This window comes from Archangium violaceum (assembly GCF_016887565.1).
GTDB lineage: Bacteria > Myxococcota > Myxococcia > Myxococcales > Myxococcaceae > Archangium > Archangium violaceum_B.
The window spans coordinates 806,092-826,655 of the sequence record NZ_CP069396.1 but is presented as its reverse complement, the minus strand read 5'-3'; the positions used below and the strand labels follow the sequence as shown (position 1 = coordinate 826,655).

Below are 20,564 nucleotides of genomic sequence, written 5' to 3'. Positions count from 1 at the left end.
CACCGCGACGCCAGACGACGCCTACGCCCTGGGCGGGCGCACCACCAGCACGGGCCGGTCGGCGCGCGCCATCACCTCCTGCGTCACCGAGCCCATCAGCGCCTTCTTCAACCCCGAGGCCCCGTACGTCCCGACGCAGAGGACGTCCACGCTCAGCCGTTCCGCCGCCTTGAGGATCGCCGTGGCCGCGCTCCCGTCCGACAGCACCAGCAGCTCCACCTTGCGCCCATGGGCCTCCGCGTCCCGGGGCAGCAACTGCTGGAGCCGCTGCCGCAACTCCTGCTCCCGCTCCCGGTCCACCACCTTGTCGCTCACGTGCACCACGTGCACCGTGCCGCCCGCGGGCAGCATCGAGAAGGCATACGGAATGGCCTGGTTGCCCGCGTCCGAGAAGTCCGTGGCCACCAGCACCGAGCGCAGCGTGGGCACCACGCCCTCCGCGCTCCGCTCCGTCATCACCGGCACGCTCACCACCGACATCTTCGCCAGCCGCAGCGCGTGGTGCGACACGCTCCACAGCTTGCCCAGCGCGCGCCGCTGGTGCGTGCCCACCACCAGCATGTCCGCCTTCTCGTCCGCGGCGATCGCCACCAGGTGGTCCGCGATGCGCCCCAGGCCCGACTCCAGCCGCACCCGCACCGGCTGGCCCTCCGCGTCCAGCGGCGTCACCAGCGAGCGCACCTCCTGCTCCAGCGCGCGGTACAGCTCCGGCGTCACCTGCTGGAAGACCATCGGGTGCGGCAGGCCGAAGCGCTCGTACTCCTCGTTCGCCCAGTACACCCGGGCCGCCACCACCTCCACCGCGCCATACCGCCGCAGGCCCCTCACCCAGTCGCGCGCCACCATGTAGGTCTGCGAGCGGTCCACCCCCAGCATCACCTTCAACGGGCGCTCGCCCTTCACCCAGGCCTCGAAGGGCTCCGCGTCCCTCACCACCAGCAGCGGCACCGGCAGCGCCGTGGCCAGCCGATCCACCGTGCCACCCAGCCCCAGGAAGGGCGAGGCGCTCGTGGGCGACGCCGTCACCACCAGCGACACGCCCTTCTCCTCCGCGAAGCGCGCCAGCTCCACCGCCGACTCACCCGTCAGCAGCTGGTGGCTCACCCGCGCGCCCAGCTTCTCCAACCGGCGCACCTCGTCGCCCAGGGCCGCCCGGGCCGTGTCCACCAGCGGCTGTCCGAAGGCCCTCGACAGGTCCGACGGCAGCACGTGCACCAGGAAGAGGGGCTCGTCCATCTTCCGCGCGAGCTCCGCCGCGGCCGTGGCCGCTCGCTGGGCGGCGTCCGAGAAGTGGGTGGCACAGAGGATGGACATGGCTTCGGCTCCAGGGGACTCGGGCCCTCGCGGGGCGTGGGGACTTCGGTTCACTTCGTCGACCGGCACTCTAGCCAGCGGCGGCCTCCGTGGGGGTGGAACGTGCAAGCCCCGCTCCACCCCTCCGTCCCCGCTCATCCCACGTAAAAGCTGCGTTCCCGGAGAGGGCACCGCAAAGCCTGCGCGCCCGCCCCCAGGGCACGCGAGCGGACGGACCCGGCCCCCCGCTTGCGATACAGGCATCGCTACCTTTCAACGAAGAGGCCTGGAGGTCCCCATGTTCCGTTGCTCTTCCTGTGGTGCCTTCAACCGCGTGCCCGAGTCCCGTCCCCCCGGCCAGCCCACCTGCGGGCGCTGCCAGCGCCCGCTCGACCTGTCGGGCGCGCCCCAGGAGGTGGATGGAGAGGCGCTGTGGCGGGCGGTGAAGGCCTCGCCCGTGCCCGTCCTGTTGGACTTGTGGGCGCCCTGGTGTGGCCCGTGCCGCGCCGCCGCGCCCATCCTCACCGCCGTGGGCCGCGCCCAGGCGGGGCGGCTGCTCGTCCTGAAGCTGAACACCGATGAGAACCCCCAGGCCTCCGCCCAGCTCGGCGTGAGGGGCATTCCTACCTTCGTCGTCTTCTCGGGCGGCCGCGAGGTGACGCGACGCAGCGGGCTGATGCCGCAACAGGAGTTGGAGCGCTGGGCCCTGTCCGAGGCCCAGGGTGGAGGACCCTGGGCCTCGGCGTGAGGGCCTCTGGCGGGCCTACTGGAGGATCAACGCACCGAACTCGGGCACATCGAAAGACGTGCCCTTCGCGCCGGTGAGCAGGTCCGTGGCCTCCGACGTGCGGGAGATCTTCCGCGCCTCGGGCAGACGGTTGAGGACCACCGTCAGGGACTTGCCATCCTTGGTCAGGGTGTACTCGAACGTCTCGGCGGTGTTCTGGACCGTCACGAACCGGGTGCTCGAGTCGGTGATGAGCGCGTTCGCCTTCCTGATGGCGATGAGCTTCTTGTAGTAGTTGAAGAGGCTGTCCGGGTCATCCTTCTGGGCGGCCCACGAGTGCGGGTCATCCTCCGACATGTATTTGATGTAGGGGTACTCCGGGTTGGGCGCCTTGCAGACCCCCGCCGGCAGCCCGAGCTCCGCGTTGGCGGCGTTCGTCCGGGCGAAGTCGATGTCCCACGACGACTGCTTGTCGCCGGTGAAGCTCACCTTCTGGAACCAGCTCATGGGCTCACGGACGAGCTCGTCGTGCACCCAGCCCTCGTTGCCGAGGAACTTGTCCGCCTTGCCCTTCTTGCCGAACTCCTCGCCGTAATAGAGGACGGGCATCCCGGGCACCGTGAAGACGATGGTCGCCGCCTGCTTCTGCATCGCGAAGACCAAGCCTCCGGCCTCCTCGATGTCCGTCGCCGGCCGGTTCAGGTCGTGGTTCGACAGGAAGCGCTCGAAGTAGTGATTGGGATTGCCGCCCGCCGCCGTATCGCCAGCCGCCTGATTGAGCGTCTGGATGTACTTCACGAAATCGGCATCGTCACCGACCTCTCCGCGCAGGAAATTGCCGACGAGCCCGCGGAAGGGGAAGTCGAACTGCGAATCCATGTCGCTGGCGTACGGCACCATGTTCCCGATGAGGCGCGGTTCGTCCCAGCGGTTCTCTCCGGCCAGGAGCACCGGCGGAGCACCGGCGGGGAGGGGGATGCCCTTCTTCACGAAGGCGTTGAACTCCTTCCACCAGACGTGCGTGCCGTGCGTGGCGAGCGAGATGCCATGGTTGTCGTCGAACTGATCGATGTGCTTCGAGGCGTCGAGGCGGAAGCCGTCCGCTCCGAGCTTGACCCAGAACTCGGCGATCTTCTTCATCTCGGCGCGCACTTCCGGGTTGCGGAAGTTGAGCTCCGGCATCGCCGTGCCGAAGATCTGGTGGTAGCACATATAGTTCTTGCAGGCCCACACGAGCGCCGCATCGTCCCAGGGGTGCTTGTCGGCCAGCATGTTCGAGTGCTCATCCGACCAGACGAACCAGTCGTGGTACTTCGCGAACTGGGGGTCCTTCGGATTCGAGCCCGCCACGAACCAGGGATTCACGTCGGCGACGTGGTTCTGCACGAGGTCCAGGATGATGTGGATGCCCAGGACGTCCGCGGCCGCCGTGAGGTCCGTGAAGTCCTTCCGCGTGCCGAGCGCCGGATCGATGTCATAGAAGTCGGTCGTGTCGTACCCGTGGTAGCTCTTCGCCTTGAACACGGGCGTCATCCAGATGGCGTCGACTCCGAGCTGCTTGAGATAGGGCAGCATGCTCTTGAGGCCGACGAGATCTCCCACGCCATCCCGCGTGGAGGGATCGATGCCACTCTCCCCGCTGGAGTCGGAGACCACCCTGGGCGCGCCACCATCCGCGAACGTGCGGACGATGAGCTGATACATGATGCCCTTGCCGCCCCACGTCGCCCAGTCGGCCGCGGCGGAGACGGTCGAGAACCGGAGGGGCAGGAGCTCGAGCACGGGCGTCTCGTCCTCCAGCACCTCCGTCGCGGTCCGCAGGGTCGAGTGGATCTGGTAATAGACGGTCTTTCCCGGGGCGAGCGGGCCGAGGAGCAGGCCCTTCTTGTTGATGTCGTCGGTCGCCGCCCACGTGACTTCCTGGTCCAGCGCGTCCCGAGCCACCCCGTACCGCACCGTGCCCGTCGAGCCCGGTGCCACATGGAACATCAGGCGGACACCGCCGTTGCCCAGGTCGATGAAGTCCTTCGCGCGGAGGATCTTGAACGACGGCTTGCTCGAGGCGGGCTTCGTCGTCTGGACGGCCTGTCCCTGGGTGATCCAACACTCGGCGATGTTCGGAGTGGCCGCGTCCCTGGCGAGGTCGACGAAGCGCACGCTCGTCTCGATGTCCCGCTTGCAATTGCCGCCCGAGCACTGGACGGGGATCAGGCCCAGCAGCGCCTCGTCCGTATCCGCCGTCACGCTGACCTTCACGTCGGTATACGCGCCAAAGTCGTCCGTCTTGTCGAACAGCCGCGGCGCCCCCCACTCGGGAGACGTGGAGCCGGCTCCCCAGAAGTGCACACCCCACGTCTTGGGATCTCCCCCCTCCTGGAGGCGGTAGTGGATCCGGATGAAGGGGGTCGTGTCGACGGACCCGGCGTCAGCGTTCGAGCCGGCATCAGCGTTCGAGCCGGCGTCGGCGTCCGAGCCGGCGTCGGCACCCGAATCGGGGTCATCGTGCGAATCACAGCCAGCGAGCGCGAGCAGGCCGACCAACAAGGGGGTCAATGAATAGCGAAGGCACCGGTGCATGTGTACTCCTGGTCCACGGTCGAGAGGGTGCGGTTCGAGCCGCGCTCACTCCGCGCCTCACCATACGCGGGGGCAGGACAGTCCACAGCCAGTGCCCGGTCTTTTCCGCCGGGTGAGAAGACCAGCCCGAGCTCAGGTGCGGGTTTCCCCGCTCCGTCACTCCTCCTTGTCCTTGAAGATGGCGACGGAGGGAGTCCCCTCCGGCCCCATGTAGCCGCGGTACATGCCCGCCGAGTTGAAGGGCGTGGCGATGTTGCCCTGGCTATCCATGGCGATGACACCGCCCTCGCCACCGGCCTTCACCAGCACGTCCAGCACGACTTGGTTGGCGGCCTCGAGCACTGGCAGCTCCTGGTACTCGACGCGGGCGCAGATGTCGCGGGCCACGCCGTAGCGGATGAAGTACTCGCCATGCCCGGTGGCGGAGACGGCGCAGCGCGGATCGGCGTAGGTGCCGGCGCCGATGATGGGAGCATCGCCTACGCGGCCGAACCGCTTGTTCGTCATGCCACCGGTGGAGGTGCCCGCGGCGAGATTGCCAGCCTGGTCGAGCGCCACCGCGCCCACCGTGCCGAACTTGTGGTCGCTCCCGGCGGGAGTCTCGTAGAAGGTGGAGGGCCCCCGGGGCTGGCCCTGCTCGGGCGGCGCCTGCTGCTGCTTCTTCTCCGCCTCCAGGGCACGCTGCAGGGACTCCCAGCGCTCCTCCGTGTAGAAGTAGCTCTCGGGCACGAGTTCCACGCCCTGCTGCTTCGCGAACTCCTCGGCGCCCTCGCCGATCATCATCACGTGCGGGGACTTCTCCATCACGGCCCTGGCGAGCGTGATGGGGTTCTTCACGTGACGCAGGCCCGCCACGGCGCCGGCCTCGCGGGTGCGCCCGTTCATGATGGCGGCGTCGAGCTCGTTCTTCCCGTCATGGGTGAAGACGGCACCCTTGCCCGCGTTGAACAGGGGCGAGTCCTCCATGACGCGGATGGCGGCGGTGACGGCATCCAGGCTGGAGCCACCCTTCGCGAGGACGGAATGACCCGCCTGGAGGGCCTCGGTGAGGACGGCGCGGACGGCCGCCTCGCGCTCGGCGGAGAGGGCCTCGCGCTTGATGACGCCCGCGCCACCGTGGATGACGATGCCCCAACGAGGGGCCGGCTTGGGAACGTCGTCGTTAGAGCTCATACGCTTCTCATCCTCGCGTCGGGTGGAGAGGGAAGTGGAGCACCCGAGCGGCAGGAGCAGGGCCGTCAGGGCTGCGGCGGAGAGGGCACGGCGGAGCGGAACGGGCATGGGGCAAGGGTCTACTCCAACTCGCGCCGCCGCACTCCTCCAAGATGCCGAGCCCGAGCCACTGGCGGGTCACGGAATTCCAGTGGCTCTGAACCGCGGTGAAGTGAACATCTGAGCGGGAGCATCGGCGAGAATCGGGCGGGCTCACAGGGAGATGACATGTCGATTCAAGCAAGGAAGTCCTTCGTAGCGGCGACCCGTGTCGCGGCCTCGCTCGTCGCGGCCCTGACGTTCGGAGGAGGAACACAGGCGCGAGCCGACTATGTCGCCACGCCCAATCCCTCCAGCAACTTCGGCACGTGGCAGGGGTGGGGCTGCTCCCTGGCCTGGTGGGCCAATGCCTTCGGGGACCGCGATGACCTGGCGGATGCCGTCTTCACCACCAACGCCTCGGTGAGCCTGTCCACCAACGCGGGGACCTACTCCGTGCCGGGGCTCGGGATGAACGTGGTCCGCTACAACATCGGGGGCTACGGCACCCGGCCCGTCGGGACGACCGTTCCCGTCTATCCCGCCACGAGCACCCTCCCGAACTTCAGGCGCATCCCTGGCTACTGGCTCGACTGGTACAGCACGGATCCTTCCTCTTCCAGCTTCGACTGGTACGCCGACGCCCCGCAGCGCAACATGATGTGGAAGGCGAGGGATCGCGGCGCGAACGTCTTCGAGGCGTTCTCCAATTCACCCATGTGGTGGATGAACTACAACAAGAGCTCCGCGGGCAGTAACGGCGGCGGTAACAACCTCCAGTCCTGGAACCACGGAGACTTCGCCCGCTATCTGGCCACCGTCGTCAAGTACGCCAAGGACCACTGGGGCGTGAACTTCACCACCGTCGAGCCCTTCAACGAGCCGGCGGAATCCTGGTGGACGTACCCCAAGAACCAGGAAGGCTGTCACTTCGACAACGCCACACAACGCCAGGTCCTCGCCCAGCTCCGGACCGAGCTGAACAACCGGGGACTCCAGAGCGTGGGCATCGCCGCCTCGGATGAGAACTCTCCGGACCAGGCCCTCGGCACCTGGAACGCCTTCGACACGGCGACGAAGGGGCTGGTCAATCAGATCAACGTGCACGGCTACAGCGGCCTCGAACCCTACCGGGGACCGAACCGGGGTCCCCTCTACTCGGCCACGAGCGGCAAGCGGCGCTGGGTCTCCGAGTACGGGGACGGCTACGACAGCGGCATGCCGATGGCGGACTCCATCGTGCGCGACCTGTGGGAGTACCACCCGAGCGCCTGGGTCTACTGGCAGCCGTTCGACAGTGGCGGCTGGGGTCTGATCCAGTCCAATCCCGGTGACAACTGGATCGGAACGCCCAATGCCAAGTGGTACGTCATGGCCCAGTTCAGCCGGCACATCCGGCCGGGCATGACGCTCCTGGGTGGCACGGATCCCAACACCGTGTTCGCCCATGACGCCACGGCCCGCAAGCTGGTCGTGGTGACGGTGAACTTCGGAACGGCCCAGTGGATCGACTACGACCTGTCCCGGTTCGGCACGGTCAGCGGCCCCATCACCCGTTGGGCCACGGTGACCGCGAGCGGAGGAGACCGGTACGCGCGCTACAACGACACGAACCTGAGCGGGAAGCGCTTCTGGTCGTGGTTCCCCGCCAACACCGTCCAGACCTTCGAGGTCCAGGGCATCTCCCCCTGACCGTGGTCGATGGGTGGCATCACGTATGGCCCCACCGTGTGTAATTGCCGCGAGGGCGCGGCCATTGCCTCCTCCCGCCGCGCCCCCGCGTCCCGCGCCGCCTGCGCGCGGGTCCGAGTGACGAGGGACGTCAGCGCGGCGTGAGCTTGAGCAGCTTGCCGTCGGTGGCGTCGGTGAGCAGGTAGAGCGCTCCCTCGGGACCCTGGACCACCTCGCGCACGCGCACCTTCAAATCCGTGAGCAGCCGCTCCTCGCCCACCACGCGGTCATTCCTCATCATGAGCCGCACCAGCGCCTGGCTGGCCAGGCCGCCGATGAAGACGTTGTTGCGCCACTCGGGGAAGAGGTCCCCGGTGTAGATCGCCATGCCCGACGGGGCAATCACCGGATCCCAGTAGTACACGGGCTGCTCCATGCCCGGGCCCTGGGGGCTCTGGTGGATGGGAGCGCCGCTGTACTCCTCGCCGTAGCCGATGGTGGGCCAGCCGTAGTCCTTGCCGGCCTCCGGCCGGTTGAGCTCGTCACCCCCGCGCGGCCCCATCTCCACGATCCACAGCCGCTTCTGGCTGTCGAGCGCCGCCGACAGGATGTTGCGGTGACCCACCGACCAGATCTCCGGCTTGGCCCCCGGGGTGTTCACGTAGGGGTTGTCCTGGGGCACCGTTCCATCGGGATTGATGCGGACCACCTTGCCGAAGTGGCTCTTCACGTCCCGCGCCTGGACGCGGCCCTCGAGGATGGAGCGCTCACCGAGGGTGACGAACAGCTTGTTGTCGGGGGTGAACACGAGCCGTCCGCCCGCGTGCAGCGTCGACTCGAGCGTGGGCATCATCCGGAAGATGACCTGCACGCCCTCCACGCGCGGCTGCGCGCCGTCCACGAGCTTGGCGCGCGCTACCGCCAGACCATTGCCGCCCTGGCGCGGCTCGTAATAGGTCCAGTAGATGAGGCCGCTCTGGGCGTAGTCGGGACCGACCTCCACGTCGAGCAGACCGCCCTGGTTGCGGCCATCCACGGGCGGCAGACCCGAGACCGCGGGGGACTTCGCGCCTTGCGGCGTGACGATGTAGAGCGCGCCGGTGGGCTTCTCCGTCACCAGCATGCGCTGGTCGGGCAGGAAGGCGATGGCCCAGGGATTCCTGAAGCCCGAGGCAATCTGGGTGACCTGGAAGGCCGTCTTCGTCTTGATGGCCGGGACGCGCGTCTGACCGGGGAAGGCCGGTTGGAACTCGGGCACGTTCGGAGGATCCGTATCGACCGGGGGTCCGCTGGGAAGGGGTTCCTCCGGTGTGACGCCCGCGTCGGCGGGTTCCTGCGGCGTGACACCCGCGTCGGCGGGTTCCTGCGGCGTGCCGCCCGTGGGGTCCGGGGTCTGGTGGCTACAACCCCACAGGAGGGCGGCGAGGATGAAGGTCATCGACAACGTTCGCATGTGATTCTCTCCACGGTGGTGATGGGGCCGCACGGGGGCGGTGAACGATGCGGGTTCAGCGTCCATGCGGGGGCAGGCTCGTATGCCTCCTTGCTGTTCAAATAACCAGGGGAGACACGGTTTGCCATCAAGCTGCAGAGAAGGTGTCAAAGAACCTCAGTCCAGTCGCGCCGCCGAGGAGCCCAGCGACTTGCACAGGGTCGAGCGCTCCGTCTGCCGGTGGTCGGGGGCCGTTCCGAAGAGCCGATCACCGGAGAGGGCGGATACGCCGTACCAGAAGTTCTCGTTCCTGAAGTGATGGAGGCGGTGGTTGCGCCAGAGACCCCGGCAGAAGCCGCTCCGGGGGACATACCGCGTGTGCATCAGGAAGTGGATCCACTCGTAGAACAGGGAGAGCGCGAAGCTGACGCTCAGGGCCGTGACGGCGAGAGGCCTCGGGAAGAGTGCGAACCACAAGAGTCCCTGCGTGAGAGGCGAGTACAGGTACACGGAGGCCGGAATGAAAACGAGGTCGAGCCTCCAGGGTTGACGGTGATGCTCCCTATGAACCCTGGCGAGGCGCGACGTCGAGCGCCCGCTCGTGGAGCCCTCTCGCATGGCGGCGTGGAGCACGAGATTGTGAATGAACCATTCCTGGAATGGCCAGAGGGCAAGGATCAAGGCCACCACGAGCCCATCCTTCAGTGACGCTCCGCCAACCATGACACGTACGGTCCAAAGGCAAATGACCACTCCTATCAAAATGCGTGGGCTCCCGTAGCGCAGGAACTCACGAGCGGCCTCGGTCAGCCGCACGGGGCTCGTTCTCCGTGCGACGTGCAACGCCGCCTGCTGCCCGGCGGACTGCTGGAGGAGCTCCTTCTTGAGAGCCATGTCGCGAATCACCTCCTCATCACGAAAATAAAGAAGTCCCTAGTTTGCCCGGGAAGCATGGCGGCGTATAGTCCTTGGCCGCCTGCAGAAGGGATGCGAGTTTGCTCGATACTGATGCGGTCGAAGAAGGTGTGACTACGATTGTGGAGTTGTTGTGCGCTCGCTCCACTCGGTTGCCCGGGTTCGAGGGGTATCGTTTCAAGTCGCACTCCGCGGGGCAGCACAGGACGCTCTCGTACCGGACCCTGGCGAACCAGGCGGAGGCCATAGCGGCCGAGCTGCAAGCCCATGCGGAGCCGGGCACGCGGGTCATCCTGCTCCAGCCGCCCGGTCCCGAGTTCCTGGCCGGTTTCATGGGGTGCCTGTATGCGGGGGTGATTGTCATTCCGGCCTCTCCGCCACACCGGGAGGCGGACTTCGAGCGCTTGAACATGGTCATCGAGGACTCCGGTGCGACGGTCATCCTGGCGCCCTCGAAGCTGCGGACCGACAAGCTTCGCCTGCACTTGCGGGAGCCCTCTGGCGGGTTGAAGTGGATCGACCTGGACCTGATCTCCGAGGACCGTGCCGCGGCCTGGCGCAAGCCGGACCTGACGGGCGAAAGCATTGCGCTGATTCAATACACGTCGGGCTCCACCGGCACGCCCAAGGGCATCAAGGCCAGTCACTCCAACCTGCTGTACAACCTCGAGCAGATACATCAGTGCTTCGGCCACAGCCGTGGCGACAGGGGCGTCATCTGGCTGCCTCCCTATCATGACATGGGCCTCATCGGAGGAATCTTGAGCCCCCTGTATAGCCAGATTCCCGTCACGCTGTTCTCTCCCATGGATTTCATCCAGCAGCCGTTCCGCTGGCTGGAGACCCTCTCGGAAGAGCGCGCCACGGTGAGTGGTGGCCCGAACTTCGCCTACGACCTGTGTATTCGCAAGGTGACGAGCGAGCAGCGGGCCCGGCTGGATCTCAGCCACTGGCGGGTGGCCTTCAGCGGAGCCGAGACGGTGCGCGCGAGCACCCTGGCGCGGTTCGCCGAGACGTTCCGGTCCTGTGGCTTTCGCCCGGAGGCCTTCCTTCCCTGCTACGGGCTGGCGGAGTCGACCCTGCTCGTGGCGGGGAATACCCGGGAGCGCCCGCCAGAGATTCGGGTCATGCCCTCGTCCCCTCCGGCCGAAGGGGAGACGCCCGCGGGGCCTCGACTGGAAGTCGTGAGTTGCGGCACTCCCCGCGGGCAGCGGGTCTTGATCGTCCATCCCGAAACCCTGGAGCCCTGCGTGGACGAACAGATTGGCGAGATATGGGTGTCCGGGCCGAGTGTCGCGCAGGGGTATTGGGGACGGGAAGCGGAGACGCAGGCGGTGTTTCGAGCCCGGTGCAAGGGTACTGTCGAGGGTGAGTTCCTTCGCACGGGAGACCTGGGCTTCCTCGCCGGCGGGCAGTTGTTCGTCACGGGCCGCTTGAAGGAAGTGCTGGTGATTCGCGGCCGCAATGTCTTTCCCCAGGACATCGAGCTCACCGCTCAGCGTTGCCATGCCGCGCTGAGACCCAACGGGGGCGCCGCCTTCCTGGTGGAGTCAGGCGAGGCGGAGCCCCGCCTGGTCCTCGTGCATGAAATCGAGAGCGCGAAAATCGGTGACAAGAGCTACGCCGAGCTCCGCGGTGACATCCAGGAGGCCGTCACCAAGGACCACGGTGTTCGGGTCCACGAGGTCAGGTTCGTCGCTCCCGGAAAGGTTCCTCGGACGCCGAGCGGGAAGATCCGGCGCGGCGCCTGCCGGGAGCAGTGGGTGGCCGGGAACCTCGAGGCCTGGGAGCCCGTGCGGCGCCAGCCGGGGCGAAGCGCCACGGAGCATCCGCTGCAGGCCGCGCGGTCCGCGGGAGGCAAGCCATGAGCCACGTGGAAACCATCGAGAGCCCTCGACTGCTCCGCGGGCGTTGGGTCCACGTGACGGCCCTGCTGCTCCTGCCTCCCCTGGGAACGTGCGTGGCGTTGGCGCTGCTGCCGGTGCTGTACTTCGACTGGCTGGAAGTCGCCCTGCTGCTCGGGATGTGGCTCTTGAGTGGATTGGGCGTGACGGTCGGCTACCACCGGTATTTCACCCACCGTGCCTTTCAAACGAGTGCTCCCGTTCAGGTCGTGCTCGTGATTCTGGGGTCGATGGCGATACAGGGCCCCCTGCTCTACTGGGCGAGCCTGCACAGACGCCATCACGAATACAGCGACACGGGCCCGGATCCGCACTCGCCCTGGATGCGGGGGGAGGAGTCCCTGGGGCGGCTGCGAGGCCTGTGGCACAGTCATGTGGGTTGGATGTTCAACCACAAGATTCCAAACCCGAGCCGCTATGTGCCGGACCTCTTGCGCAACAAGCTCATCAACAAGGTGAGCAGGTTGTATCCCTTGTGGGCGCTGCTGGGGCTCGTGTTGCCCGCGCTCATCGGAGGCCTCGTGCGGAGGGACTGGGCGGGGGTGGTGCAGTGCTTCCTGTGGGGGGGGCCGGTCCGCCTGTTTCTCGAGGCGCATGCTGTCTGGAGCGTCAACTCCATCGCGCACAGCTATGGCAGCCGCGGCTTCGACACGCGCGAGGAGAGCCGGAACAATGCATGGCTGGCCATCCCGACGCTCGGGGAGTCGTGGCACAACAATCATCACGCCTTTCCGAGCTCGGCGCGCTTCGGGCTCGAGTGGTGGCAGTGGGACATCGGGGGTGGGGTGATCGATATGCTCGCGAGGCTGGGGCTCGTATGGGATGTGCGACGCCCCTCGGAGGACCGCATCCTGGAGAAGAAGAAGTCGCTCGAGGCCGACCCGCATCCGACGGTGCCCGAGCCATGAACCTTCAGCCTGTCGACGCGGCGGACGTCGTGCCGAGCCCCCGAGCCGCCAGGCCGGGCAAGGTGTCCCTGGGGAAGGTGAGCGGGCCACACCAGCGGCGCATCTGGCTCGCCATCGCGTTGCCGGCATTGGCCTCCGCCGTGGCGCTCGCGCTTCTCTGGGTACGGCCCATCCAGCCGCTCGAAGCCGGGCTGCTCGTCGGCATGGCGCTCCTCACCCAGGTGGGAATCGAGGTCGGGTACCATCGCTTCCTGTCGCACCGGGCCTTCTCCGCGACGAAGCCCATCAAGGTCCTGTTGACGGTGTTGGGCTCGATGGCGCTGCAAGGTCCTCCCATCTACTGGGTCGCCACACACCGCAGGCATCACCGGTTCAGTGATCGCCCCGGAGACATCCACTCGCCGCATCTTGTTTCCCCGGGCCGGTGGAGCACGCTCCGGGGAATGTGGCACGCGCACCTGGGGTGGGTGCTTCGCCTGGAGCTGACGAATACGGCCGTGCTCGCCAAGGACCTGATGCGCGACCCGCTGATGGTCCGCCTGAACCGGCACTATGTCTGGTGGCTCGCCCTCGGGTTGGCCTTCCCGGCGGTCCTCGGCGGAGTGGTGACGGGCACCTGGTCGGGAGCGTTCTTCTGCTTCCTGTGGGGCGGCCCCGTGCGAATCTTCCTGGTGCAGCACCTGACCTATGCGGTCAACTCGTTGGGGCACAGTATTGGCAACCGTGCCTATGACACCACCGAGCGGAGCACGAACAACTTCTGGCTGGCTCCATTCACCCTGGGCGGTGCCTGGCACAACAATCACCATGCATTCCCCGGCTCGGCGGCGACCGGGCTCAGGTGGTGGCAGTTGGATCCGGGCTACCGGCTGATCTGGGCGTTGCAGAAGATGGGCCTCGTATCGCAGGTCAAGGTTCCGAGCAGGGAGGCGCTGCGCGCGCGATGGGCCGCGAGCCAGACCTCCGACAGCGCGTCTGACGACACAGAGAACATGGAGATGGACTGAACAATGGAAGGCACTCCTCTTTCGGGCAAGATGATTGAGAATTGGATGATTTCGAACCTGTCGGAGCTCCTGGCGGTGGCGCCCGAGGAGATCGACGTGAACGAGCCCTTCAGCCGCCTGGGATTGGACTCCGCGGCGGCTGTCGGGCTGATCGGCGATCTCGAGCACTTGTTGGGCCGGTCTCTCTCGCCGACGCTGGCGTACGACCATCCGACCATCTCGGACCTGGCCCGGCACCTGGGCGGGGAGGGCAAATGACACGGCAAGGCGTGGCGACGCCGGGCGCCGAGGGACATGCGTCCTCGCGAACCGAGAACCCGGGTGCATCGATCGAGGCGGTCGCGGAGCACTACGATGTGAGCAATGAGTTCTTCGCGCTGTGGTTGGACGAGAGCCGCACCTATTCGTGCGCCCTCTGGCAGCCTGGAGACACGCTCGAAACCGCGCAGCTTCGGAAGATCGACTATCACGTGGAGCAGGCTCGCGCCCGGGGAGCCGCGCGGGTGCTGGACATTGGCTGCGGGTGGGGCTCGACGCTCAGGCGCCTGGTGGATGTCCATGGCGTACAGCACGCGCATGGGCTCACCCTGAGCCGCGCCCAGGCGGAGGCCATCACCTCCGCGGGGGACTCCCGCATCTCGGTCAGCTTGGAGAGCTGGTCCGACCATGTTCCAGAGGAGCCCTACGACGCCATCATCTGCGTCGGGGCCTTCGAGCACTTCGCCAGACCCGACATCAGTGTCGCCGAGAAGATCGCCGGCTACCGGAGCTTCTTCGAGCGCTGCCATCAATGGCTCAAGCCTTCTGGATGGCTGTCGTTGCAGACCATGGTCTATGGCAACGCTCTCCGGGAGGATCTCAACCGGTTCATCGCCACCGAGGTCTCGAGGGAGTCCGACCTGCCGCGGATGGCCGAGGTGGCGGAGGCCATCGAGCGCCGGTTCGAGCTGGTCCAACTGCGCAACGACCGGGAGGACTACCGGCGTACGTGCGATGAGTATCTCGTGAGGCTGAAGGCCAGACGCGAGAAGGCCCATGCGCTCGTCGGTGAGAAGACCACCAAAGCCTATGAGCGCTTCTTGAGCTATTCCATCCTCAGCTTCCATGTCGGCAGCGTCGACTTGATGCGGCTGAGCCTGCGGCGGATCGACAGGCCGAGGGCTTGACGCATCCACACGGGACAGGGGACGCCATGGAACCGATTGCCATCATTGGTATGAGCTGCCGTTTCCCAGGGGCCGAGAGTGTCTCGGCGTTCGAGCACCTGCTCGAGAAGGGTCTCGAAGGTGTGCGGGAGGTCACCCGGGATCGCTGGGACAACGACGCGTATCATGATGACGATCCGAAGGCGCCTGGGAAGACCAACACACGGCAGTGCGCCCTCCTGTCGAGCATCGACCAGTTCGATGCGGCGTTCTTCGGCATCTCCAGACGCGAGGCCGAGCTCATGGACCCGCAGCAGCGGGTCAGCCTTGAGGTGGCGTGGGAGGCGCTCGAAGCGGCGTGTGTGCCCCCGCTGGCCCTGGCGGGCAGCCGTACCGGCGTGTTCCTCGGGTTGGCCAACAGCGACTACAATCGCATGATCTACCGCGATCCACGTCGCATCGAGGCCCATCATGGCACGGGCGTGGCGCTCAGCATCACCGCCAACCGCCTCTCGTACCTGCTGAACCTGAAGGGGCCGAGCATGGTCGTGGACACGGCCTGCTCCTCCTCGCTGGTGGCGGTGCACCTGGCCTGTCAGAGCCTGCGCACCGGAGAGTCCGACCTCGTCCTCGCCGGTGGTGTGAGTCTGATCCTGTCACCGGAGTCGAGCATCACCTTCACGAAGTCCGGCATGATGGCGCCTGACGGCCGTTGCAAGACGTTCGATGCGGCGGCGGATGGCTATGGGCGCGGGGAGGGCTGCGGCATCGTCATCCTCAAGCGGCTGTCGGACGCGGTTCGCGACGGCAATGCCATCTGGGCCGTCATTCGTGGGTCCGCGGTGAACCAGGATGGTTTGACCAATGGATTGACGGCGCCCAACGGACCCTCCCAGGAGGCCGTGGTCCGAGAGGCCCTCCGCAACGCCGGCGTTCCCGCCCGGGCCATCGGTTATGTCGAAGCGCACGGAACCGGCACCCCGCTCGGCGATCCCATCGAGTGGCGGGCGTTGGGGCATGTGCTCTCGGAGGGACGGAGCCGCGAGGAGCCGTGCTGGGTGGGTTCGGTGAAGACCAATATCGGCCACCTGGAAGCCGCCGCCGGTATCGCGGGTTTGATCAAGACCGTTCTCTCGCTGCGCAGCAAGCGGATATATCCACACCTGCATTTCAAGCGGCCCAACCCCTATCTTGCTTCGGAGAATGAGTGTCTGCGGGTCCCCGTGCAATCGCATGAGTGGGGCTCCACTCCGAGGCTCGCGGGAGTCAGTGCGTTTGGCTTTGGAGGCACCAACGCCCACTTCATCCTCGAGGAGGCTGGCGCCGTCCCCCCTCCAGAGCAGCCCCCGCGGGAGGCCGGGCGCCCCCTGCATGTCCTGGCCCTCTCGGCGAAGAGCGACGAGGCGTTGATCCAGCTCGCACGCCTTCACCACGAGCACCTCGAGACCCACCCTCAGCTCGATGCCGCGAGCGTCTGTGCCTCGGCGAACGTGGGCCGCAGCCACCTGGGGCGGCGCTTGTGCATCATTGGAAGCTCCAACGCGCAACTGCGACAGGCGCTCGCGAGCGTCGTGGACGGCGCCCCCCTCGTCGGGCCCGCGAGCACGGCCCGCCACGTTCAACGCCCGCCCAGACTCTCGTTCCTCTTCACGGAGGGCACGCCGGAGCTTCTGGAGGCGGGGCGTGAGTTGTTCGCCACCCAGCCGACCTTCCGCCGGGCCGTCGAGCTCTGCGTGTCGTCCCTGGAGGCGTCCGTCTCGCTGGGACTGCTCGACGCGTTTTCCGGACGCGGCACCCCCTGGGGTGGACCCGGCCAGGAGGCGCTCGCCTGTTTCGCCGTCCAGTATGGCCTCGCCCAGCTCTGCGCGTCGTGGGGACTCGAGGCGCAAGCCGTCTCCGCGGAGGGTCAGGGGCATTACGTCGCGGCCTGCTTCGCGGGAGTCCTCCCTCTCGATGGCGCGCTGCGCCTGGCCACGCAGGCCGCGGAGGTGCGGGCTTCGCCGGACGATGCTTCAAGGCTGGCGGCCTACGAGCGGACGCTCCGCGGGCTTCGCCTCTCGCCGCCCAGGTGCGAGTTCGTCACACGCGGCGGGCCCGATGCGTCCGTGACCCGCATCGAGTTCTGGCTCTCCTGCCCGCGGATGAGCGGCGACGCCTCCAGCGCGCTCGAGGTGTCAGGGGCAGGAGGGGGCTCGGTGCTCATCGAGGTGGGCGTGGCCTCGGCCGACGCCCGTGTGTCCGGGACTTCGGTCCGCGCGGAGCAGGAGGATGGGGTCTTCGTGGTCTCGGCGCTGCAATCGGCGCGTCGGGAAGGTCGGCTCCCGCTCATCGGACGAGGCCCGGAGGTATGGCCAGCGCTGTTGCGGTGTGTCGCGGAGTTGTACGTACGTGGTGCCGCCCTGGACTGGGCGGCCTTCGAGCGGGATTACCCTCGCCAGTGGGTAGCGCTTCCCCATTATCCCTTCCAACGCCAGCGCTATTGGTTCCAAGCCGAGACGCACACAGCCCAGGCCGAGGAGCGGGAGGTGGTACTCGCGGCTCCCGTGAGGCTCCTCCGCCCGGCCGAAGCCACTCAGGAGCCGAGGGCCCCCGCCGTACAACTCGAGGACTGCTTCTATGAGATGGTATGGAATGCGAGCGCCCGGCCAGGCGCTGGCGGCATGGAAGCGGCGAGGAAGGGCGGGCTTTGGGTCGTCTTCGGCAATCCGGATGGCTTCTTCCAGACGTTCGTTCGCGAGTTGGAGCGACACGCGCTTCCCTGTGTCGCGGTGGAGTGGGGGGAGGAGCTCCGCGAGCTGGGCGAGCGTCGTTGGGTCCTGAACCCGGAGCATGAGCGAAGCCATGCGGAGCTGTTCGGATCGCTCCGTGGACGGGTGGACCGTATCGTCTGCCTGAGCAGTCCACCCTCGAGCGAGCCGAAGCTCCTGACCGCGGAGCGACTGGGCCGGGCCCAGAGCGAGGGCTTCAGCGCGATCCAGCTCGTGCGCGCGGTGCTCGAACAGCCGGGCGGTGAGCGGCCAGCGCTCGCGTTCGTGACCCGCCGGGCCGCGTCGGTGCTGCCTGGGGAGTCGCCATGCATGGAGCAGGCTCCGCTGGTGGGGGTGGCGAAGAGCCTGGGCATGGAACACCCCGAGCTCTGGGGGAAGTGGATCGATGTCGGTGCGCAGGAGGGGCCTGAGGTCGCCACGGACGTCATCCAGGAGTTGCTCGAGCCGGGCCGGGAGCGGTCGGTGGCGTTGCGTCAGGGAAGACGCTACGTGCCAGGCGTGGCGCGCTGTGCCACGCCCGCTCACCGGGAGCCATTCGTCCGAGGAGATGGCAGCTACCTGATTACCGGGGGCCTGGGTGCCCTTGGCTTGCACACGGCGCGGTGGCTGGCCCGGCAGGGGGCGCGCTCTCTCGTGCTGGTGAGCCGCGGTGGGGCTCGACCCGAGCACGAGTCCGCCTTGCGCGAGCTCCAGGCCGCGGGGGTGAAGGTCTCGATTGCTCCGGTCGATGTCGCCGACGCCGCCTCGGTCGAACGGCTCGTGGCGGAGCTCCGTCAGGGCGCCCTGCCGCTTCGGGGCATCATCCACGCCGCGGGGGTGTCACGGCCGTGCCGCTTCGCGGACATGGACCGGAGCACCTGGGACGCCATCTGCCGGCCCAAGGTCCTCGGCTCCTGGAACCTCCATGAGGCGAGCCGGCGGGCCGAGCTCGACTTCTTCGTGAGCTACTCCTCCATTGCGTCGCTCTGGGGGTTGGCGAACCAGGCGCCGTACGCCGCGGCCAATGCGTTCGTGGATGCCCTGGCGCACCATCGTCGGGGCCTGGGACTCCCCGGGCTCAGCATCAACTGGGGACCCTGGCAGGCGGGCATGGCCTCATCGGGCTTCAGGCAGTGGTTGGAGCGGAGGGGGATTCGTGCCCTGAATCCCTCGCTGGCGGTGGAGGCGCTGTCGCGCCTCGTGCCAGGTCCGCGCGCCCAGGCCGCGGTCGTCGATCTCGACTGGCAGGTGTTCGAGGCGGTCAGCGGAGGGAGTGGGGCGCAAGTGAGCGCCCTGGAGGGTGTGCCCTCGTTGGAGGCCGTCACCGCGAAGCTGTGTGCCCTGGTCGCGGACATCGCGCGCAGCAGTCCGGACGACATCGACCCAGGCCAGCCCTTGAGCGCCTCCGGCCTGGACTCCATCATGCTCCTGGAGCTTCAATCTGGCATCTCGCTCCAGTTCGGTTCGGAGCTGACGCTCGAACAGGTCGCGAGCTGCGAGAACATCCATGACCTCGCGGCGCGCGTGCTCCAGGGCCGCTCACTGCCGCCGCCCGTCTCCAGGAACCTCTCGCCGGAAATGCCCGTGGAGCAGCCCACGCGGCACGGTGAAGCCGCGTCGGCCTCGGGGGACGCGCCGGATGGCGGAGCCGGCTCGCGAGAGCTCGAGCCCGAGCGATATCGCTTCGAGCTGTGCCCCGAGGTGCGGGAGCTCGAAGGGAGGATTCACGCCGCACAGGCGCAAGGGGCCAGCAATCCCTACTTCCGGCTCGGCGATGGGGTCAGCGAGCAGACCCTGGTGGTCGAGGGGCGGGAGGTCATCAACTATTCGGGCTACAACTACCTGGGCCTCGCGGCGCACCCGCACGTGAAGGCGGCCGTCGTGCAGGCCATCGAACGCTATGGGACGTCGGTCTCGGCGAGCCGTATCGCCTCCGGAGATCGGCCGCTGCACCGCGAGCTGGAGCGGGCCCTGGCGGCCTGGTTGGGTGTGCCCGCCTGCATCGCCTTCGTCGGTGGACACGCGACGAACGAGACGACCATCGGACATCTCTTCAACAGCGAAGACCTGATATTGACCGATGCGCTGAGCCACAACAGCCTGCTTCAAGGCTGCCGCCTCTCCGGGGCCACCCATCTGGTGTTCCCGCACAATGACTGGCGCCACCTCGATGAGCTCCTGGGTCAACGCCGGCATCGCTACCGTCGCGCCCTGATTGTCATTGAAGGCCTGTACAGCATGGACGGGGATATTCCAGAGCTGCCGAGATTCATCGACATCAAGCGGCGGCACAAGTCCTTCCTCATGGTGGACGAGGCCCACTCGATAGGAGTGCTGGGCCGCACGGGACGCGGGATCGCCGAGCACTTCCAGGTGGACCCGAGTGGCGTCGACTTGTGGATGGGAACGCTCAGCAAGGCGCTGGCGAGTTGTGGTGGATATATCGCGTGCCAGGAGTCCGTTGCCGAGTACCTCAAATACACCGCGCCTGGGTTCGTCTACAGCGTGGGCATGTCACCGAGCAATGCGGCGGCGGCGCTCGCGGCGCTCCAGGTGTTGCAGCAGGATTCGAGCCCCCTGGCCGTCTTGAAGGAGCGCGCCTCGCTTTTCCTGGAGCTTGCTCGAAGCGCGGGCCTCGATACGGGCATGAGTCAGGGGACACCCGTCATTCCGATCATGCTCGGAGACTCGCTGCTGGCACTCCGGCTCTCGAATGGCCTGCTCCAGCGGGGCATCGGCGTGCAGCCCGTCATCTCACCCGCCGTGCAGGAGCGCGCCGCCCGCCTCCGGTTCTTCTTGAACTGCCTGCATACCGAAGAGCAGATCCGCTACACGGTGGCGGCGGTTGCCGAGGAGCTCGAGCGCGCGCAGCGCCTTCCCCCGAAGAGGGAGGCGCTCGCGGGCCACTGAAGCGAGACCCTGACGGTGGAGACCGACGACACGTGTCACGCGCTCCTGCGCTTCGCCAGCGGCGCGATGGACACCCT

13 protein-coding genes are annotated in these 20,564 nt (G+C 67.4%); 8 read left to right on the top strand and 5 right to left on the bottom strand.

The window, feature by feature from the left end; translation table 11 throughout:
- Positions 1–21 precede the first annotated feature (21 nt).
- Positions 22–1,314, bottom strand: coding sequence for a universal stress protein (locus tag JRI60_RS03500; RefSeq protein ID WP_204224454.1), 1,293 nt, complete (start codon positions 1,312–1,314; stop codon positions 22–24).
- Between the two features lie 277 nt (positions 1,315–1,591).
- Here JRI60_RS03500 and JRI60_RS03495 point away from each other — a divergent pair, with 277 nt between their 5' ends.
- Positions 1,592–2,041 (top strand): thioredoxin family protein, encoded by a 450-nt coding sequence (locus JRI60_RS03495; protein ID WP_204224453.1) that lies wholly within the window; start codon positions 1,592–1,594, stop codon positions 2,039–2,041.
- Positions 2,042–2,056: 15 nt separating this feature from the next.
- Here JRI60_RS03495 and JRI60_RS03490 read toward each other — a convergent pair whose 3' ends face one another.
- Positions 2,057–4,564, bottom strand: coding sequence for an alpha-amylase family glycosyl hydrolase (locus tag JRI60_RS03490; RefSeq protein ID WP_204224452.1), 2,508 nt, complete (start codon positions 4,562–4,564; stop codon positions 2,057–2,059).
- A gap of 189 nt (positions 4,565–4,753) precedes the next feature.
- A complete protein-coding gene (locus JRI60_RS03485) occupies positions 4,754–5,878 on the bottom strand; it encodes an isoaspartyl peptidase/L-asparaginase family protein (RefSeq protein ID WP_204224451.1) in 1,125 nt (374 codons plus the stop codon).
- A 159-nt stretch (positions 5,879–6,037) separates the two neighbouring features.
- Here JRI60_RS03485 and JRI60_RS03480 point away from each other — a divergent pair, with 159 nt between their 5' ends.
- A complete protein-coding gene (locus JRI60_RS03480; RefSeq protein WP_204224450.1) occupies positions 6,038–7,540 on the top strand; it encodes a glycoside hydrolase in 1,503 nt (500 codons plus the stop codon).
- A 130-nt stretch (positions 7,541–7,670) separates the two neighbouring features.
- Here JRI60_RS03480 and JRI60_RS03475 read toward each other — a convergent pair whose 3' ends face one another.
- Together JRI60_RS03475 and JRI60_RS03470 are read right to left on the bottom strand one after the other, a co-directional pair.
- Complete coding sequence (locus JRI60_RS03475) at positions 7,671–8,972, bottom strand: PQQ-dependent sugar dehydrogenase (protein ID WP_204224449.1); 1,302 nt, start codon at positions 8,970–8,972, stop codon at positions 7,671–7,673.
- Positions 8,973–9,128: 156 nt separating this feature from the next.
- The gene (locus JRI60_RS03470; protein WP_239470749.1) at positions 9,129–9,674 is read right to left on the bottom strand and encodes a sterol desaturase family protein; all 546 of its coding nucleotides are present in this window, start codon (positions 9,672–9,674) and stop codon (positions 9,129–9,131) included.
- Positions 9,675–9,976: 302 nt separating this feature from the next.
- On the opposite strand from JRI60_RS03470, the gene JRI60_RS03465 reads away from it, so the two are divergent.
- Genes JRI60_RS03465 through JRI60_RS03440 form a run of 6 tightly spaced genes read left to right on the top strand, consistent with a single transcriptional unit; the run spans position 9,977 to position 20,487 of the window.
- Positions 9,977–11,734 (top strand): fatty acyl-AMP ligase, encoded by a 1,758-nt coding sequence (locus tag JRI60_RS03465; RefSeq protein ID WP_204224447.1) that lies wholly within the window; start codon positions 9,977–9,979, stop codon positions 11,732–11,734.
- Positions 11,731–12,678, top strand: coding sequence for an acyl-CoA desaturase (locus JRI60_RS03460; RefSeq protein ID WP_204224446.1), 948 nt, complete (start codon positions 11,731–11,733; stop codon positions 12,676–12,678). The genes JRI60_RS03465 and JRI60_RS03460 overlap by 4 nt, the downstream gene beginning before the upstream one ends.
- Entirely contained in the window at positions 12,675–13,685 is a 1,011-nt protein-coding gene (locus JRI60_RS03455) for an acyl-CoA desaturase (protein ID WP_239470318.1), read from the top strand. The genes JRI60_RS03460 and JRI60_RS03455 overlap by 4 nt, the downstream gene beginning before the upstream one ends.
- Positions 13,686–13,730: 45 nt before the next feature.
- Entirely contained in the window at positions 13,731–13,943 is a 213-nt protein-coding gene (locus JRI60_RS03450) for an acyl carrier protein (RefSeq protein WP_204224445.1), read from the top strand.
- Positions 13,940–14,851: an SAM-dependent methyltransferase gene (locus JRI60_RS03445; protein WP_204224444.1), complete on the top strand. Its 912-nt coding sequence runs from the start codon at positions 13,940–13,942 to the stop codon at positions 14,849–14,851. The genes JRI60_RS03450 and JRI60_RS03445 overlap by 4 nt, the downstream gene beginning before the upstream one ends.
- 26 nt (positions 14,852–14,877) lie before the next feature.
- Complete coding sequence (locus JRI60_RS03440; RefSeq protein WP_204224443.1) at positions 14,878–20,487, top strand: aminotransferase class I/II-fold pyridoxal phosphate-dependent enzyme; 5,610 nt, start codon at positions 14,878–14,880, stop codon at positions 20,485–20,487.
- The last annotated feature ends 77 nt before the right edge of the window (positions 20,488–20,564 follow it).

Coding starts and splice junctions, on each gene's coding strand:
- JRI60_RS03445 (WP_204224444.1), top strand. CDS start 13,940: ATGACACGGCAAGGCGTGGCGACGCCGGGCGCCGAGGGACATGCGTCC.
- JRI60_RS03500 (WP_204224454.1), bottom strand. CDS start 1,314: ATGTCCATCCTCTGTGCCACCCACTTCTCGGACGCCGCCCAGCGAGCG.
- JRI60_RS03450 (WP_204224445.1), top strand. CDS start 13,731: ATGATTTCGAACCTGTCGGAGCTCCTGGCGGTGGCGCCCGAGGAGATC.
- JRI60_RS03440 (WP_204224443.1), top strand. CDS start 14,878: ATGGAACCGATTGCCATCATTGGTATGAGCTGCCGTTTCCCAGGGGCC.
- JRI60_RS03475 (WP_204224449.1), bottom strand. CDS start 8,972: ATGCGAACGTTGTCGATGACCTTCATCCTCGCCGCCCTCCTGTGGGGT.
- JRI60_RS03480 (WP_204224450.1), top strand. CDS start 6,038: ATGTCGATTCAAGCAAGGAAGTCCTTCGTAGCGGCGACCCGTGTCGCG.
- JRI60_RS03455 (WP_239470318.1), top strand. CDS start 12,675: ATGAACCTTCAGCCTGTCGACGCGGCGGACGTCGTGCCGAGCCCCCGA.
- JRI60_RS03470 (WP_239470749.1), bottom strand. CDS start 9,674: ATGGTTGGCGGAGCGTCACTGAAGGATGGGCTCGTGGTGGCCTTGATC.
- JRI60_RS03495 (WP_204224453.1), top strand. CDS start 1,592: ATGTTCCGTTGCTCTTCCTGTGGTGCCTTCAACCGCGTGCCCGAGTCC.
- JRI60_RS03460 (WP_204224446.1), top strand. CDS start 11,731: ATGAGCCACGTGGAAACCATCGAGAGCCCTCGACTGCTCCGCGGGCGT.
- JRI60_RS03485 (WP_204224451.1), bottom strand. CDS start 5,878: ATGCCCGTTCCGCTCCGCCGTGCCCTCTCCGCCGCAGCCCTGACGGCC.